The organism is Duganella phyllosphaerae, assembly GCF_001758785.1.
GTDB lineage: Bacteria > Pseudomonadota > Gammaproteobacteria > Burkholderiales > Burkholderiaceae_D > Rugamonas > Rugamonas phyllosphaerae.
The window spans coordinates 121,708-137,396 of record NZ_LROM01000077.1 but is presented as its reverse complement, the minus strand read 5'-3'; the positions used below and the strand labels follow the sequence as shown (position 1 = coordinate 137,396).

Annotated in this window: 12 protein-coding genes; 4 read left to right on the top strand and 8 right to left on the bottom strand. The window is 65.5% G+C overall.

Annotated elements, in window-relative coordinates:
• The first annotated feature begins 10 nt into the window (after positions 1 to 10).
• Positions 11 to 1,375, top strand: a complete 1,365-nt coding sequence (locus DUPY_RS10470; protein ID WP_084640648.1) for an acetylxylan esterase — start codon at positions 11 to 13, stop codon at positions 1,373 to 1,375.
• 17 nt (positions 1,376 to 1,392) lie between these two features.
• Here DUPY_RS10470 and DUPY_RS10465 read toward each other — a convergent pair whose 3' ends face one another.
• On the bottom strand, positions 1,393 to 2,316 hold the full coding sequence (locus DUPY_RS10465; RefSeq protein WP_070247765.1) for a LysR family transcriptional regulator: 924 nt from the start codon (positions 2,314 to 2,316) through the stop codon (positions 1,393 to 1,395).
• A gap of 105 nt (positions 2,317 to 2,421) precedes the next feature.
• Between DUPY_RS10465 and DUPY_RS10460 the strand changes: the two genes are divergently transcribed.
• Entirely contained in the window at positions 2,422 to 2,814 is a 393-nt protein-coding gene (locus DUPY_RS10460; protein ID WP_070247764.1) for a RidA family protein, read from the top strand.
• A 32-nt stretch (positions 2,815 to 2,846) separates the two neighbouring features.
• On the opposite strand, the gene DUPY_RS10455 is transcribed toward DUPY_RS10460, so the two are convergent.
• From DUPY_RS10455 to DUPY_RS10445, 3 genes are all read right to left on the bottom strand, one after another.
• Positions 2,847 to 3,422, bottom strand: a complete 576-nt coding sequence (locus DUPY_RS10455; protein ID WP_070247763.1) for a TadE family protein — start codon at positions 3,420 to 3,422, stop codon at positions 2,847 to 2,849.
• Positions 3,419 to 4,828 (bottom strand): pilus assembly protein TadE, encoded by a 1,410-nt coding sequence (locus tag DUPY_RS10450; RefSeq protein WP_141749503.1) that lies wholly within the window; start codon positions 4,826 to 4,828, stop codon positions 3,419 to 3,421. The genes DUPY_RS10455 and DUPY_RS10450 overlap by 4 nt, the downstream gene beginning before the upstream one ends.
• Before the next feature lie 151 nt (positions 4,829 to 4,979).
• Positions 4,980 to 5,279 (bottom strand): hypothetical protein, encoded by a 300-nt coding sequence (locus tag DUPY_RS10445; RefSeq protein ID WP_070247761.1) that lies wholly within the window; start codon positions 5,277 to 5,279, stop codon positions 4,980 to 4,982.
• A 168-nt stretch (positions 5,280 to 5,447) separates the two neighbouring features.
• Here DUPY_RS10445 and DUPY_RS28635 point away from each other — a divergent pair, with 168 nt between their 5' ends.
• Both DUPY_RS28635 and DUPY_RS10435 read left to right on the top strand, forming a co-directional pair.
• The gene (locus tag DUPY_RS28635; protein ID WP_070247760.1) at positions 5,448 to 6,251 is read left to right on the top strand and encodes a hypothetical protein; all 804 of its coding nucleotides are present in this window, start codon (positions 5,448 to 5,450) and stop codon (positions 6,249 to 6,251) included.
• Positions 6,252 to 6,386: 135 nt separating this feature from the next.
• Positions 6,387 to 7,691, top strand: a complete 1,305-nt coding sequence (locus DUPY_RS10435; RefSeq protein ID WP_070247759.1) for an MFS family transporter — start codon at positions 6,387 to 6,389, stop codon at positions 7,689 to 7,691.
• Positions 7,692 to 7,713: 22 nt separating this feature from the next.
• On the opposite strand, the gene DUPY_RS10430 is transcribed toward DUPY_RS10435, so the two are convergent.
• The 4 genes from DUPY_RS10430 to DUPY_RS10415 all read right to left on the bottom strand — a co-directional run bounded on the left by DUPY_RS10430 (position 7,714) and on the right by DUPY_RS10415 (position 15,663).
• Positions 7,714 to 8,550 (bottom strand): MipA/OmpV family protein, encoded by an 837-nt coding sequence (locus DUPY_RS10430; RefSeq protein WP_070247758.1) that lies wholly within the window; start codon positions 8,548 to 8,550, stop codon positions 7,714 to 7,716.
• A gap of 34 nt (positions 8,551 to 8,584) precedes the next feature.
• Positions 8,585 to 9,715 carry an FMN-dependent L-lactate dehydrogenase LldD gene (gene lldD, locus DUPY_RS10425; RefSeq protein WP_070247757.1) on the bottom strand — a complete coding sequence of 377 codons (1,131 nt, stop codon included), beginning with the start codon at positions 9,713 to 9,715 and terminating at the stop codon, positions 8,585 to 8,587.
• 247 nt (positions 9,716 to 9,962) lie between these two features.
• The gene (locus DUPY_RS10420) at positions 9,963 to 13,331 is read right to left on the bottom strand and encodes an exo-rhamnogalacturonan lyase family protein (RefSeq protein ID WP_070247756.1); all 3,369 of its coding nucleotides are present in this window, start codon (positions 13,329 to 13,331) and stop codon (positions 9,963 to 9,965) included.
• A gap of 16 nt (positions 13,332 to 13,347) precedes the next feature.
• Complete coding sequence (locus tag DUPY_RS10415) at positions 13,348 to 15,663, bottom strand: TonB-dependent receptor (protein WP_084640647.1); 2,316 nt, start codon at positions 15,661 to 15,663, stop codon at positions 13,348 to 13,350.
• Between the last annotated feature and the right edge of the window lie 26 nt (positions 15,664 to 15,689).

Here is a 15,689-nt window from a genome sequence, read left to right as displayed (position 1 = left end):
CTATTTCGGCATGAACCCTCTCACCTTCTCCAAGCCCCTTGCCGCCACGCTGCTGGCATGTGCCCACCTGTTGGTTGCTGCGCCGGCCTGGGCCAGCGTTACGGCCAGCACCACCATCGTTCCCGTGGTCGCTGCCGACGTGGTGCTGCTAGTGGGACTCGACCGGCCGACCTGGACTTACCAGGTCGGCGATGCCGCCACCTTCAGTGTCAAGTTCAACCTGAAGCCCTACCCGGCCGAAGGCGTTGCCATCACTTATCGCCTGGGGCCGGACATGATCGAAGGTACCGAGCGCACGGCGCTGGTACCTGAACAGGGTTTGCGCCTGTCGGCGCCGGCGCCCACGCGGCCGGGCTTCGTGCGGCTGCTGGTCAAGGCCACCGTGCAGGGCAAGGTCCAGGAGGGCCGCGCCACCGCTGCTTTCAGCCCGGAAAAAATCGTGCCGGTGCAACAGGAGCCGGCCGACTTCGACCAGTTCTGGCAGGCGCAGAAGCGCGCGCTGGCTGCGGTCGAGCCGCAGTTTATGCTCACGCCCGCGCCGGCGCTGTCGACCGCACAGGTGGAAGTGTCGTACCTGAGTTTCCAGAACGTGGCGCAGCCGCCCGGCGGACGGCCCACGCGCATCTACGGCGTGCTGTCTGTGCCGCGCGGCGCCGGGCCCTATCCGGCCGTTCTGCAAGTGCCGGGCGCCGGGGTGCGCGGCTACAAGGGCACGCCGGAGATGGCGGCCAAGGGCTATATCACACTGCAAATCGGCATCCACGGCATTCCGGTCAACCTGCCCGACGAATTGTACGAGCAGCTCAACATCGGCGCGCTGGAGAGCTACAATCGCTATAACCTCGACAACGCCCATACCTATTACTATCGGCGCGTGTACCTGGGCGCCCTGCGCGCGCTCGACTACCTGGCCCGGCATCCCAAGTGGGATGGCAAAAACCTGGTGGCGCAAGGCGGCAGCCAGGGTGGCCAGCTGGCCATCATGGCCAGCGCACTCGATCCACGCGTGACCGCCACCGTCGCCTCGTATCCGGCGTACAGCGATGTTACCGGCTACCTGGACGGGCGCGCCGGCGGCTGGCCCGGACTGTTTCGCCCGGATGTCCTCGGCCAAGGGCAGGACCTGCTGTCGGACGCGAAGCTGGTCACCAGCTCCTACTACGACACCGTCAACTTTGCCCGCCGCCTGCGCGCGCCAGGGCTGTACTACGCCGGATTCAACGACATGGTGACGCCGCCCACGTCCACCCTGGCCGCCTTCAACGTGATCACCGCGCCGCGCGAGATCGTGCTCGATCCGCAGCAGGTGCACCTGACCACGCCCGAACACCGCGCCACCATCGAGCGCTGGCTGGCCGCGCAGGTGGCAAAGTAGCTTTGAAGGCAGTCTGACTAAATCGGCGGCCGCATGACCGGCGCGTGTACCGCCATCAACTCCGCCACCCAGTCGATGAACACGCGCAGCCGGGTGCTGACGTAGCGGTTGGGGGCGTAAGCCACGTGCAGCGGCATCGGCGCCAGTTGCCATTCGCCGAACAGCGCCACCAGCTCACCTCCGGCCAGGTGCGGCCGCGCCATGTAGTGCGGCAGCCATAGCACGCCCATGCCGGCCAGCCCGGCTGCCAGATAGGCGTTGCCGTCATCGACCGCCACCACGTACCGGCCGCCGATGTCGAGATGCTCGGCGCCGCGCGCCATCGCCACCGGGTAGGTCTTGCCGGCACGGCCCCACAGGAAGCCGACGATGCGGTGGTGGGTGCCTTCCAGGTCGCGCGGATGGGCGGGCGTACCGGCGCGCGCCAGGTACGACGGCGCCGCGTACAAGCCCAGGTGCAGGTCGCCCACGTGGCGCGCCTTCAGGGACTGGTCGGTAAGCACGCCGCCGCGCACCACGCAATCGACGTTCTCGCCAATGATGTCGATGGCGCGGTCGCTCACGCCCATGTCGATCTGCAGGTCGGGATAGCGGGCGTGGAAATCGGGCAGCGCCGGCATCAGGATCATGCGCGCCAGCGGACTCGGAACATCGACCTTGAGCTTGCCGCGCGGCTGGGCCGAGGCGCTCGACAGGCTGGCCTCGGTGTCATCGAGATCGGCCAGCAGGCGGATCACGCGTTCGTAGTACACGGCGCCGTCGGCGGTAACGTTCACCTGGCGCGTGGTGCGGTGGAGCAGCTTGACCTTCAGGTGCGCCTCCAGCTGTTGCACCAGCTGCGTCACGCTGGTGCGGCTGATGCCCAGGGTGGCGGCCGCGCGCGTAAAACTGCCTGCTTCCACCACGCGCGCATAGGCTTGCATGGCCTCGAACCTGTCCATGGGCACTCCTTATTATTTGGCTATGACAAACAGTGATGCAGCATTATCGCCGTTTATCAAACAAGCGGGGAACCGCACAATGGCGCCTTATTCAAGGAGGTCGACATGAACCAGCGTGACGTGGTATTCCCGGCAGGACGCCGGGCTTTGTATGAGCGTAACCGGTATTCGCCGGCGGTGCGGGCCAATGGCTTGCTGTTCGTCTCGGGCCAGGTGGGCAGCCGCCAGGACGGTTCGCCCGAGCCTGACCTGCTCGCGCAAGTGCACCTGGCGTTCGAAAATCTGAACGCGGTGCTGGCGGCTGCCGGCTGCACTTTCGATGACGTGGTGGACGTCACCGTGTTCCTGGTAAACCCGGAAGAGAATTTCGAGAAGGTGTGGCAGGTGGTGCCGCAGTACTGGGGCGAGGCGCCCTACCCGACGCTGACCGGGGTGGGCGTGACGTGGTTATACGGCTTCCAGTTCGAGATCAAGGTGATCGCCAGGCTGCCGCTCTAGCAGGACCTGGTGCTAGGACGACCGCGCGGCCATCACTGGCAAGGTCCGTCGCCCGGCATTGCACCCAGCGTCTCGGCGCCGGCAATCGTCGATGCCAGCGGCAACTGGAGGGGAAGCCGCACCAGCGGGAACATGGTGCGGTAGGCGGTGTGGCGGCAGGTGCCGGTATCGGCGGGATCGCAGATCCGTACCCGCACCAGCCGGATGCAGGCGGCGCCGTTCGGATCGTGCATGCAGGCGATACGGTTGTTCACCGGGCACGCCGGCATGCCGCCGGCCGCGATGGGCACCATGGCCTTGCCGGCCGCTCCCGCCAGCGACAGGTAGTCGATACGCACATGGTCATCGGTGACCGGGGCGCCCATGATCAGGGCGCCGGGTGTGCTGCGCATCACGGCATACCGCCGCACCGCCGCCATGGCCTCCGGATCGGAAAAGTCGGCATTGGCGGCCGCCAGCGCAGCACGCTGCGTCACCATGTGCAGCACGTTGAACATGTACATGGCGCGCCCCACTTCCAGCACGCCGAAAGTCATGGTCAGGAACAGCACCAGGACCAGCGAAAACTCCGCAGTGACCAGGCCGCCCGCCCTGCGCCTGGCGCTCACCGGAACAGCTCCACCGGGCCGCCCAGCGTATGCTCGGGCGCCAGTCCGCCGAATTCGGCATACAGCGTGGTGGCCGTGGCCGGTACCGTCATCATGAATTTGCCGATGGCCAGCACGGTCGCGGGCGCGGGGCCGCCAGCGGCCACCGGGCAGGCCAGCAGCGGCAAGTTGAGCACGCGACGATGGGCCAGGCCCAGCTGGTCCAGCGGCGGCTGCTCGTAGTTGGCGCCGCCGGTGCTCTGGTATGGCGTGGTGGAGGGATAGCTCTTGGCGACCGGCGCGACCGGCCCGTACAGGCTGGCCCAGTCGGCCGGGCCGAAGGTCGGGTAACCGGCCGTCGGTTCGTTGGCGCCGGCCGACCAGGCGCTGAACCGCACCGCCCTGGCATAGGCCCACAATGGGCCATACATCTTGGCCTGGGTGCCGGCCGGCGGCGCCGCCAGGTCGGCAATGGTATGCAATTTGCCGCCAATGGTGGTTGCCAGGGCGCCCTGCTGGTCAGGCGTGGCGGCCATCCACGGCACACCGCCGCTACGGGCGTAGGACTTGGGGTTGCTGTCCATGATAGCCGTCGCGGACGTGCACAAGTTGTTTTCGTACTGGTTGAAACGCGAATTGAGCTGGCGGAAGGTCGATGACAACGGAAACGGTCCCGCCACCGTGAGCGGCCCGCCGAACACCGTGGTGATGGCCAGCTGGCCGGTACACACGTGCGGCCCCAGGGAATCTACCGACGGTAACGGTGTGACGGCCGCACCGGTCCGGCGAAACGGATGGATGACGAAATTGGCCGGATCCACACCGTGCGGATTGAGCTGCATCAGATCGTAGCCGACGCCGCGCCGGAAACCATACTCCACCAGTTCGACGGTAGCCGGCGGTCCGGGGTTGGTGCGCGCCGCACCCGCCACTTCCGACATGGCGCATACCGCCAGCGGCATGACGTCGATGCCGGTGCGGCCGGCCACGGCGGTGGTCGCCACCGTCACCGACCGCAGCGACGGGAACAACAGGCTGACGATGTACAGGGTAACCGAGCCGGCGCTGGCATCGAGCCCGGCGGTATCGGCGCGCACGAACATTCGGCCGGCCGGCGCCGCCTTGGCGGCGGCGGTATCGACCCAGCCGCCGTCGGGGGTGGCGCCGAACGACAGCACGTCGTCGCGCCACGCCAGCGTACCCCTGCCATAACGATATTTCAGCGTGGCCAGCACCTCGGCGCTGCGGACCAGCGCATTGTCGATGCCGGCCGCGCTGCCATTGAGCTGGCGGGCGGCCGCCAGCGCTACCATGCGCGCGGCCAAATCGAGTTCCTGGCGGCGATGGTGGACCAGTACCAGGTCCAGCGCCATGCCGCTGAACACCACGACGCCCAGCATGCTCATGATGAACATGATCGCGGTCACGCCATGCTGGCGCCTAGGACGGAGTCGTTTGGATATTGCCATTGCGAAATTGTAGATCGCAGGAAATATCCGGGTTTGTTTTATCGCAAGGCAAGCAGCTGCTAGCGGTCAGCCTTGGTCGCCGACCCAACGGCAGCTGTGCTGAAAGGACTTAGCGGCGCTTCAGCAGGTAGTAGCCCACGCCCAGCGCCACCGCGGCAATGGCAGTTTTCTTGACAGTACGCTTGTCCACCCGGCGCGCGATGCCGGCCTGGATCGCTGGCGCCTGGGTCAGCAGCAGCTTGCCCCACTCGCGCAATTCGTTGTGCGCCAGCTTCGAGCTGGTTTGTTCGAGCAGGTCCTTGATGCGCTGCGGCAGGTTGTCGGCGAAATTCGGCTCGTTGTCGATCGCCAGGTCGGGGTTGGCGGTGGACGCGTTGACAGGCTTGCTGGTGGACTTGTCGAGATTCATGGCGGGTTCCTGGTTGAGATGAAAAGGATGACGAGTTAAGACGATTTAACAATACACACAGTTCACACGGCACAACGTGCGTTGGCTAACCGGCGCGCCGTGCAGCGCTCATGAAACGGGAAAACCTGCCGTTATTGCCATACGATCCAGCACTTCATGGAGTAAGCAATGGTCAACCTGTCCGGTATTTCGGCGCGCCCTGCCGCTGACGCCACCACGGCAACGGTGCAGTCAAAGCCGTCGGCAGCGCCGGCGGCAAAAGTGGCCGCGCCCACCGAAAAAGTGACCGTTTCCACGCTGGCGGGCAGGCTATCGGCCGCTGGCGAGCACACCGCCGCCAGATTGCAGGGCATGGATCACGCGACCTTGCAGCGGCAACTGGAGGCTGACGTCAGGAAGGTGTTTTACACCCTCGATCCAGCCAACAAGGCAGCCGCCGCCAGCGAGGTGCCAACGCCTGCCGACGACGCCTCGATCAAGTCGGCGGCGGCGGCCACCGCCTTCATCGCCGGCAAGGCGCCGAACCCGTTCGCCGGGCTGTCGCGCGAACAGCTGTCGACCATTTCACACGACGAAAGCGGAACGTTTACCGTCAACGAGCGCCGCGCGGCCGAACACCAAGCGAACAAGGAAGAACAGGCCTGGCGCAGCCAGGTAGTGGCCGCCGCGATGAACGAATACAACCAGACCGGCAAGATGACCAGGTTCTTCACCTCGGTGCTCGATCATTTCAACCAGCTGCCCGCACTGGAACAGGCCACGTACCCGGAAAACTACGCAAGCGACCTGCAGGCCAAGATCAAACTCGACTTCAATTACTTCAACCACGCGCCCGGCGACGCCGGACCTACCCCGGGTTCACTGGCTGACCTCGCGCAGCGCCAGCCAGGTGCACAACCGGCCACCCTGTTCGACATGCTGGAGCTGCTGCCCCTGACGCAAAAAGAACAGCCAGAGCAGCACGAACGCTGACTGGAACCAACCACAAGTTCCGAAGACCCCGCAAGCGTGGCACCATAGTTGTCGAAGATGCTTTACAATCAGAAACATTATTCATGAATGAAGCATCTTCATGAATGTGATATCTGATACCGCAACGGGAGCCACATGACCGCCACAACCGCAACACAACCCCACTACACCGCTGAAGAAAAGCGCAAACGCGTGTTTGCCATCATCAGCGCCTCTTCCGGCAACCTGGTCGAATGGTTCGACTTTTACGTTTATTCGTTCGCCTCGATCTACTTCGCCAGCCAGTTTTTCCCAAGCGGTAACCCTACCACCGAGTTCCTGAAGTCAGCCGCCGTGTTCGCGGTCGGTTTCCTGATGCGTCCGATCGGTGGCTGGCTGTTCGGCCGTATCGCCGACCGCGTCGGCCGTAAAAAATCGATGATGATCTCTGTGATGATGATGTGCGGCGGCTCGCTGGCCATTGCCGTGCTGCCCACCTACGCCTCCATCGGCGTGGCCGCACCGATCCTGCTGCTGATCGTGCGCATGTTCCAGGGCCTGTCGGTGGGCGGCGAGTACGGCACCACCGCTACCTACATGAGTGAGGTGGCGCTGCGCGGCCAGCGCGGTTTCTTCTCGTCGTTCCAGTATGTGACCCTGATCGGCGGCCAGTTGCTGGCCGTGCTGACGGTAGTGGTGCTCGAGGTATTCCTGACCGAAGCCGAACTGAAAGCCTGGGGCTGGCGCATTCCGTTCGTGATCGGCGCGATTGCCGCCGTGGTGTCGCTGCTGCTGCGCCGCACCCTGCACGAAACCGGCAAGGCGGCCGACCAGGACAACAAGGAAGCCGGCACCCTGGCCAACATCTTCAAGCATCACCGCGCCGCCTTCATCACCGTGATCGGCTACACAGCCGGCGGTTCGCTGATCTTCTACACCTTCACCACCTACATGCAGAAGTACCTGGTCAACAGCGCCGGCATGCCGGCCAAGACCGCCAGCATCATCATGACCGGCGCCCTGTTCGCCTACATGTGCATGCAGCCGCTGTTCGGCATGCTGGCCGACCGCATCGGCCGCCGCAACTCGATGATGCTGTTCGGTGCCTTGGGCGCGCTGGCAACCTATCCGATCCTGCACCTGTTGCGCGGTAACGATAGCCCGTTCATGGCGTTCATGCTCATTACGCTGGCGCTGGCCATCGTCAGCCTGTACACCTCGATCAGCGGCCTGGTGAAAGCGGAGATGTTCCCGCCCGAGGTGCGCGCGCTGGGCGTGGGCTTCTCGTACGCGATCGCCAACGCCATCTTCGGCGGCTCGGCCGAATTCGTCGGCCTCACGTTCAAGAACCTGGGCCACGAAAACTGGTTCTTCGTCTACGTGACCGTGCTGATGGTGATCGCCTTCCTGTTCAGTACGCGGTTGCCGAAAACGCCGTCGTACCTGCACACCGACCACTGATCGGCAGCACCGGGCCCGCAGTTTATTCCCAGGCCCGCGCTGCCGAACGGTGGATGGTCCAGGTAAAACCTGCCCCGGCCGACCAGCCGCTGTTCTTGCGGAACAACGGGCTGTCGCGGTTGGCCGAGTGACTGAGATTGTCGTAACGGGTGAAACCGAACACGCGCCAGTCGGGCGCTACGCGACGCGACAGGCTCAGGCCCAGTCTTGTCATCATCAGGCCGGCGCCGGCCTGGTACGCGGGACGGTCAGCCGTGGCATACTGCGGCGCCACGTCGTAAAAGTACCGGTTCAAGCGGGCGTTGCCGAAGACCATGCCGAGGTTGGCATCGGCCTGCCACACGCCGCTGCGGTCGCCCGTTTCCGCCACCAGGCGCGGTTCGAACACCAGGCCCTGGCGCTTGAAGCCATTGCCCAGTTCCAGTGGCACGCGTAGCGGCAGCTCCAGCCGCAGGCGCGAGATTTCCGTATCGGCCAGGCGCACCTTCAGGCGCGGGCCGAATTCCAGCAATGAGTTGAGGTCGGGCATGCCGGCGCGCGCGCCCACGTCGTCCGATTTGGCCGGCAGCGACACCGCAAAACCAATGTCGAGTTCCACCCGGTCGGTATTGAGCAGCCGCGCGCCGATGCCGGAGCGGTCGGCCCGCAGCACCTTGCCGCGATATATCACCATGGGAAGTACCAGTGCCCGCTGCGAACGGTCGTCCGCCCCCGGATAGGCCGGTGTGCTGGCGGCGCCGCCGAACAGGCCGACTTCCCACAGCGGCAAATCAGGCGCCGGCGTGGCATCCAACTCTTGCGCGATGGCCGGGGCGGCCAGCGTAAAGAACATCACCGCCGTCAACAACCGTAACTTCATCCATGCTCCTGGTTCCAGAGGATTGAGGCAACTCTCAAGCCAATAAGTGCGGGCCAATCTCGCGCACCGATTTTACCCCTGTGAGCACCATGGTGGTCCGGATATCTTTTTCCAGGATCGCCAGCAACTTGGCCACGCCGGCCTGGCCTTGCGCCGCCAGCGCGTACACGAAGGCCCGGCCCAGCAGCACGCCGTCCGCGCCCAGCGCCAGCAAACGGAAGATGTCGGTGCCGGTGCGGGCGCCGCCGTCGGCGAAAATGGTCATCTTGCCCTTGACCGCCGCGGCAATGGCGGGCAGCGCGCGCGCGGTGGACAGCGCGCCGTCGAGCTGGCGGCCGCCGTGGTTCGACACCACGATGCCATCGGCCCCGAACGACAGGGCGGCGCGTGCATCGTCCGCCTCGAGGATGCCCTTGATCACCATCGGCCCTTCCCACTCGTCGCGGATCCACTGCAGGTCGCTCCAGCCGATCGACGGATCGAAGTTGTTACCCAGCCAGCCGATGTAGTCGGCCAGGCCGGTCACCTGGCCGCGATAGGCCGAGATGTTGCCCAGGTCATGCGGGCGGCCGTGCAAGCCCACGTCCCAGGCCCAGCCCGGATGAGTGACCGCCTGCAACATGCGCCGCAGCGCCGCGTTGGGACCGCTCATGCCGCTGTGGGCGTCGCGATAACGCGCACCCGGCACCGGCATATCGACGGTAAACACCAGCGTGGACGCGCCCAGCGCCTTGGCGCGCTGCAAGACGTCGCGCATGAAGGCGCGGTCCTTGAGCACGTACAGCTGGAACCACAGCGGCTGGTCGATCGATTGGGCCACTTCCGCCAGCGGGCACACCGACACGGTGGACTGGATGAACGGAATGTTACGCGCACTGGCCGCGCGCGCCGCCTGCACCTCGCCCCGGCGCGCATACATGCCGGTCAGGCCGACCGGCGCCAGCGCCATCGGCATGCCGTAGGTCTTGCCGAACCATTCGGTGCTCAGGTCGAGGTCTTCCGAGCCTTGCAGGATGCGCTGGCGCAGATTGATCCGTTGCAGGTCGTCGACATTGGCGCGCAAGGTCTGCTCGGCACCGGCGCCGCCGTCGAGGTAGTGAAACAGGAACGGCGGCAGCTTGCGCTGCGCGACAGCGCGGAAATCGGTTGCGGATGAAACGATCATGAGATAGCAGACGGATTGAAAGGGTTGCTCGATTGTATCATTGGCATTCTTTTGCAATCATCGGCAATCAGCTTCAATCATCAAGATGCGTATTTCCAGACCTCGCCCGGCGCGCCCAAGGGCCATACGTGGTCATCCGCTACACCAGCGACTCCACCAACCAGGCCGGCGTGGTCGTCAATGACGCCGATGCCGGACGCGGACGGGATCTGGCGCGTAACCGGCTATTTTGTCAGATAACCGTGGTTCAGGCGATGCGGCGCACCTGGAAGTTCTCCACCTTCTGGCGCGACTGCGTCGTGCGCAGGCCGAAGTAGCCGCCACCGGCTTGCGGACCGGGAGCGCTGAACCACTCGCGGTCGTCCACGTACAGGCGCGTGCCCTTGCCATCGACCACGATGCGGATGCGGTACGGCTGGTTGGCCTTGAGCAGGCAGTCGGCGCCCAGGTACTCCTGCAGCAGCTTGCGCTCGCCGCTGCCATCGTACGCACGGAAGCGCGAGGTGGTGTTGGTGTTGCCGCCGATGCCGGCGTAGAACATCGGCACCTTGTCGTAGTCTTCCAGCTTGCCAGAATGCGTAAATGGATTGACGCCCAGTTGCGCTTCCCAGAAGAAGTTCAGGTCCGACAGGCGCTCGTGCGGTTTGCCCTCGGCCAGCACGGTGCGGGTAAAACTGATCTCGTAGTGGCCGATCAGCTGCTGGCGCAGCCATACCGTCAGGCCGCGCTCGGCGTCGAGGATCAGCGCACCGGATGACGCGAATGCTGCCTGCTCCGGATTGCCGGCTTCCGCTTCCACCGCCCAGGCGCGCGGATCGAAACGCCGGAAGTCGTCCGCCACCACGACCTGGCCGATGGCGTCGAGCGCCATCATGCCCATCGCGCCCAGCGCCCACTGCGACATCGCATTGGTGGAAATGGCCGGTGCTTCTTCGACCTCGCGCAGCACCAGCGGCGGTTTCACGCGGCGCGACACCAGGTCCTTGTCCACCAGCCCCGCCTTGCCTTCGTAGAACTGCGCCCAGGCGCGCTTGAGCACAGCAGGGTCTTGCCACTGCACCGCGGCGTAGCCAAGCAGGCGCGCGTGGCCCTGGCCAAGATTGAGCTTGCCCAGGCTCTGGCCCAGCTCCGCCTTTTGCTGCGCCTCGGTGGCGTTGTACAGCCGGCAGTAGCGCAGCCAGGCGTCGCGGAATGCCGGTTGCGGCACGGTGCGTATCAATTCGCTGCAGATTTCCGGCAGGCCGAACACTGCGCTCAGGTGCGAGACATTGATCTTGCGTTCTTTTTCGACGATGAAGGCGCCGGTGCGCAGGTTCATGGTGCCGCCGCCGGCGAGGAAGCCTTCCGGCTGGGCGGCGATGCTGGCCATGGACCGCAGCAGCTTGTCGCGGATCTCGGGCTGGCCGCTGCGCTCCCACGCGGTAAACCAGGCGCCGGCAATTGCACCCCAGTCGGTGCCGAACGACACGCTGGCATGGTTCTCCGGATCGATGGTCGGCGCCACCTGGCCGATCTTGCGGCCCGGGATCACGGTTTGCAGGCGGTTGACGGCGTCGGTTTGCGCCGTCATCAGATCACCGATGCGTTCGTCCGCGGTCAGGTAATACATGAAGCGGCGGTTGATCACGGTGGAAATGCGCAGCTGCTTGGCGCTGTCGCCCCAGTGCTGCACGTTGTGGCGCGAACCGAGCGGCGCGAACGGGCCGATATGGTGGACATCGACTTCGCCGGTGTGGCGCGTCATCGCTTCGGCCATGCGGAAGACGTCGGCGCGGCCCGTGTGCAGGAAGTAGTGCCACAGCCAGATGTCGGTGCTCAGCTCCGAGTTGTCCCAGGCAAAGCCGCCGACATCGTAGCGCCACACGTGGCGCTGGTTGTCGTAGGTGTGCATGACGTCGCCGAAGTCCCAGAAACCGTACCACTTGCGGTCTTCGACCTGGTTGCGGTAGAAGTCGAAGCCCCAGGCCAGCTGCTTTTCCAGTTTTGCCTGGGCGGCGTTCGGTTGGGCAGCCGCCGGACTCCAGTAATCGCTGAACACACCGGCCTGGTAGATGCGCTCGGAGCTGGTCACCAGTTGCGGCGGCGACTGGATACGGCGGCTGATCGCCACCAGGTCGTCGGCCAGCGGCGTGGCAGCGAGGAGCTGCCATTGCAGCTCGCTGGTGCGGGCCACGCCCAGCGGCGTGCCGAAGCCCTGCTCGTAATCCTCGTAGGTGATGTCAAGCGCGTCGCGCTGCTTCTCGTGGGTGTCCTCGCCCATGCCGTCGTGATAGAAGCGCAGGTCCATGGCCGGGGCGTTGGGCGCCCACAGCCACATGGTGACCGTCGCCTGCGCGGTCTCGGCGCCGTGGATGTCGATCTGGCCCGGATAGCTCTGCCAGAAATTGCGCACGCCGAAAGCCACGCCGCCATCGGGTGCGCCCACGTAGGCGGTGCCGGAGGCGCGCGCGCCGCTGGCGGCGTGAATCCAGCCATGGCCGGCGCTGGTGCGCTTGCTGATCGAAAAACCGTCCGAATGCGATTGCAGCAGCGAGTAGCTGCCGAACGCCGGTATGTATTGCAGCCCCTTCTTTACCTGCGCGCCCAGCTGCGCCAGCGGCACCGCGCGGCCGTTCAGTTGCGCGTCGTAGACGGCGGCGCCGGAATCACGGCGCAGGCCGGTCAGGCCCTTGACGGCTTCGGCGAACACGCCACCGTTATCGCCCACGAAGCGGATATGGCGGTCGTACAGTTCGGCCGCCAGCGGCACGCCGAAGCGCAGGCCCACGCCACGGATATAGGACTTGGCGGGATCGGCGTCGTACACCAGCGTGTGCACCAGCCGCACCGCGTCGGAATTCTTGTAGAAGTACATGCGCACCACGAACGGCAGCAAGGTGGCGCCGTCGGCGTGACGATGACTGCCGTCGATGCGCAGCACCACGCGCTGGGCGCCGTTCTGCTCCAGCGTCACCTTGTCGATGGCGCCATCGTAAGCGCGGCGACTGGCACCCCGGGTTTCGTCATCGAGCGCGCCATCGACCAGCAGCACCAGGCGGCCGTCGCGCAGCAGCTGCTTGCCGCCACGTTTCATGGCCGTCACCAGCACCGCACCGGAACGCGGCAGCGAACATTGCAGCACGCCGGTGTCGATCTCGATCGCACTGCCATTATCTTTGGCCAGCGGTGCCCCCTGCTTTGCTGCGCTGGCGGCTTCGCCGACCAGCGGATGCAGGCTGTAGCCGGCCTGCGGCAATCCACCTTTTGCATCGGGCGGCAGCGCATGGGCCGACCATTTGAGCGAGCCATCGGGCCAGTACGCGAGCGGCCACGATTGCACCGGCTGAGTAGCCGCGCCACTGCCGGCGCCGCGCAATTCGAAACCGGCGTCGCGCGGAACGCGGCCCTGCGGCCACGGCACGCCCCAGGTGGCGCCGGCAAAACTGGCAGGCCGGCCTTCGAGCCATTGCATCGGCGTCTCGCCCAATTGCGGCGGCCCGGCGCGGCCCGCGGTAGCCGGTGCCGGGGCAGTGCCGGTAGCAGCAACGACGCCGGAGGCCTGGGTGAGCGCTGCGGCGCCCCCGGTCAGCAACGATGCCAGTTTGATGAATTGACGACGTTCGAATGATGCACTCATGCCTGTCTTCCGTTACCTAGTATTTGTAAGTCAGCGTTGCGCCAACCGTGCGCGCTTCGCCCAGCCAGCCCCAGACCGTGCCGTAATCGCCGGCGCCCACGCGCCGGTAGTATTGCTTGTCGAAGGCGTTGTTGATCCAGAGCGATGCGCTCCAGTCACCGCGCGCCAGCTTACCACCGGTGCCAGCCGAAAACGAGGCCAGGCCGTAACTACTCACCCGGGTGAGCGCCGAGTTATCGACGGTGCCGAACATGGCGCCGCGGTAGGCGTAGCGGGCGCTGACGAAGTTGTCGAAACCGCCATCGGTGCGCCATCCATAGCGCGCGCTGGCATTCCAGGTCACCTTGGGCGCGTTGAACACGCGCGCGCCGGTCAGGTCGCACGATGCCGGTGGCCGTGGCGACAACGTCACCTCGGGCGCGCAGCGCGCGTTGCGGTAATCGAGATAGCGCGCGTCGTTGTAGACGCCAGCCAGGTCGACCGTGAAGTTGCGGGTAAACGCCGTGTGCACGGTGGCCTCGAACCCGCGTGAACGGAAGCTGCCGGCGTTCATCAGGTAGGTTTGCTGGTCTTCCGGGTTGTAGCCCTGGGTTTGAAAATCGCTGATCTCGGTCTGGAAGATGTCGGCCTTGAGCGAGATCCGGTCGCGCCACAAAGCGCCCTTCACGCCCAGTTCCACGGTGCGGGTTTTCTCCGGCTTGACGTAGAGCGAGTCAAGCCCCGCCTGGCGCGCCGCGCCGGCCGAAATATTCAGGCCGCCCGATTTTTCGCCGTACGACGCGGCCAGGTAGCTGCTCCAGTCGTGGTTCAACGTATGCCTGAGCACCAGCGTGCCGGACGGCAGCGTGTGATATTCCTTCAGGTAGCCGGAATTGAAAGCCACCCGGTTGAACCGCACGAACTGACCGCCCCTCTCCTGGTAGTTGACCCGCACGCCGCCGGTCAGGTCCCAGTCCGGCGCGATGTGCCAGGTGCCCTGCGCGTGGGGCGACGCCATGCGGTCCCGCAACGTACCGAGGCGGATGACGTCGAGATTGTTGTAGGTGGCGGAGCCCAGGTAAATGCCCGGCAGCGGACCGGGACCATAGCGCGTATGCGCCACCGACTCCATGTTCTGGCCCAGATAGGTCAAGCCCAGCGCGTAATCGAAGTGCTCGCCCAGTGGCGAATCGAGACGCAACTCCTGCGACCAGGTGCGATCGCGTACCGCCGTGCCGGTGTTGTTATAGATGTTGACACTGAAGCCGTCGGCCATGTTCGGCTCGGACCGGAACGAGCGCACCGACGACACCGAGCGCAGCTTGTAGCCGCTGTCGAACTGCCACTGCGCCACCGCCGACAGGCCACCCTGCTTGACGTGGATGCTGTTCTCGTCGTCGAGATCGACGTTGGGGCCGAATACGATGTTGTTGCCGATCTGGCGCGAACGGGTGACGTAACCGTCGGTACCGCTGAACACATTGGTGGCCAGCAGTACCGGCGTGGGCGCGCTGCTGCTGATGCTGTAGTCGGCCGACAGGCGCAGGCTGAACGCAGCCCCGCGGGTATACAGCGCCTGCGCGCGCAGGCCGGAACTCGAACCGCCGCCGAGCTTGTGGCCGTTGCGCAGGTTGGTGACCGGGCCGTCGTTATTGCTGTAGACGGTGTTCAGCCGCCCGGCCCAGTGGTCGGACAAGGCACCGGAGACCATGGCGCGAAAACGCCGGTAGCCGTTCTGACCCACCGAGAACGACGTCGAAGCCTCGGGCGTGGAAGACGGCGCGCGGGTATGGATATTCAGTACGCCGCCGGTGGCGTTGGCGCCGAACGCAGTGCCCTGGGCGCCGCTCAGCACTTCGGCGTAGGCGATGTCGCCCAGGCCGTTGCCCAGCATGCCGGCACGCGCCAGGTACACATTATCGACGTAGATCGCCACGCTGCTCGGCATGCCGATATTGGCGTCGCCGCTGGCCTGGCCGCCGCCGTCGCCCACGCCACGGATGCTGATCTGGGTGTCCGACGGATCGGTGCTCTGGATCACCAGGCCGGGCACCAGCTGCTGCAAGTCTTCCAGCGAGGTCAGTTTCTGTTCATCGAGCCGGTCGCCGGTGACGCGATACGACGAAGTGGGTGCGCGCTGCGGATCATCGGTCGTCTCATCGGCGCGCGCTACGCGGCCGCCCGCGACGGTCACGCGCGCCACCACGCCAGCATCGGCGGCGGAAGAGTCATCGGCATACGCGGACGGGGCGAGCAGCAGCTGGATCGCGGCAGGAATGGCTAACAGGGCCAGGCGGCGCCTGGAAGGGCCAAGAATACGCTTGGTCGTGAGGGCTTTAGATAGATAAGTCATAACCAGAACTATATTCGTCTGGCTAT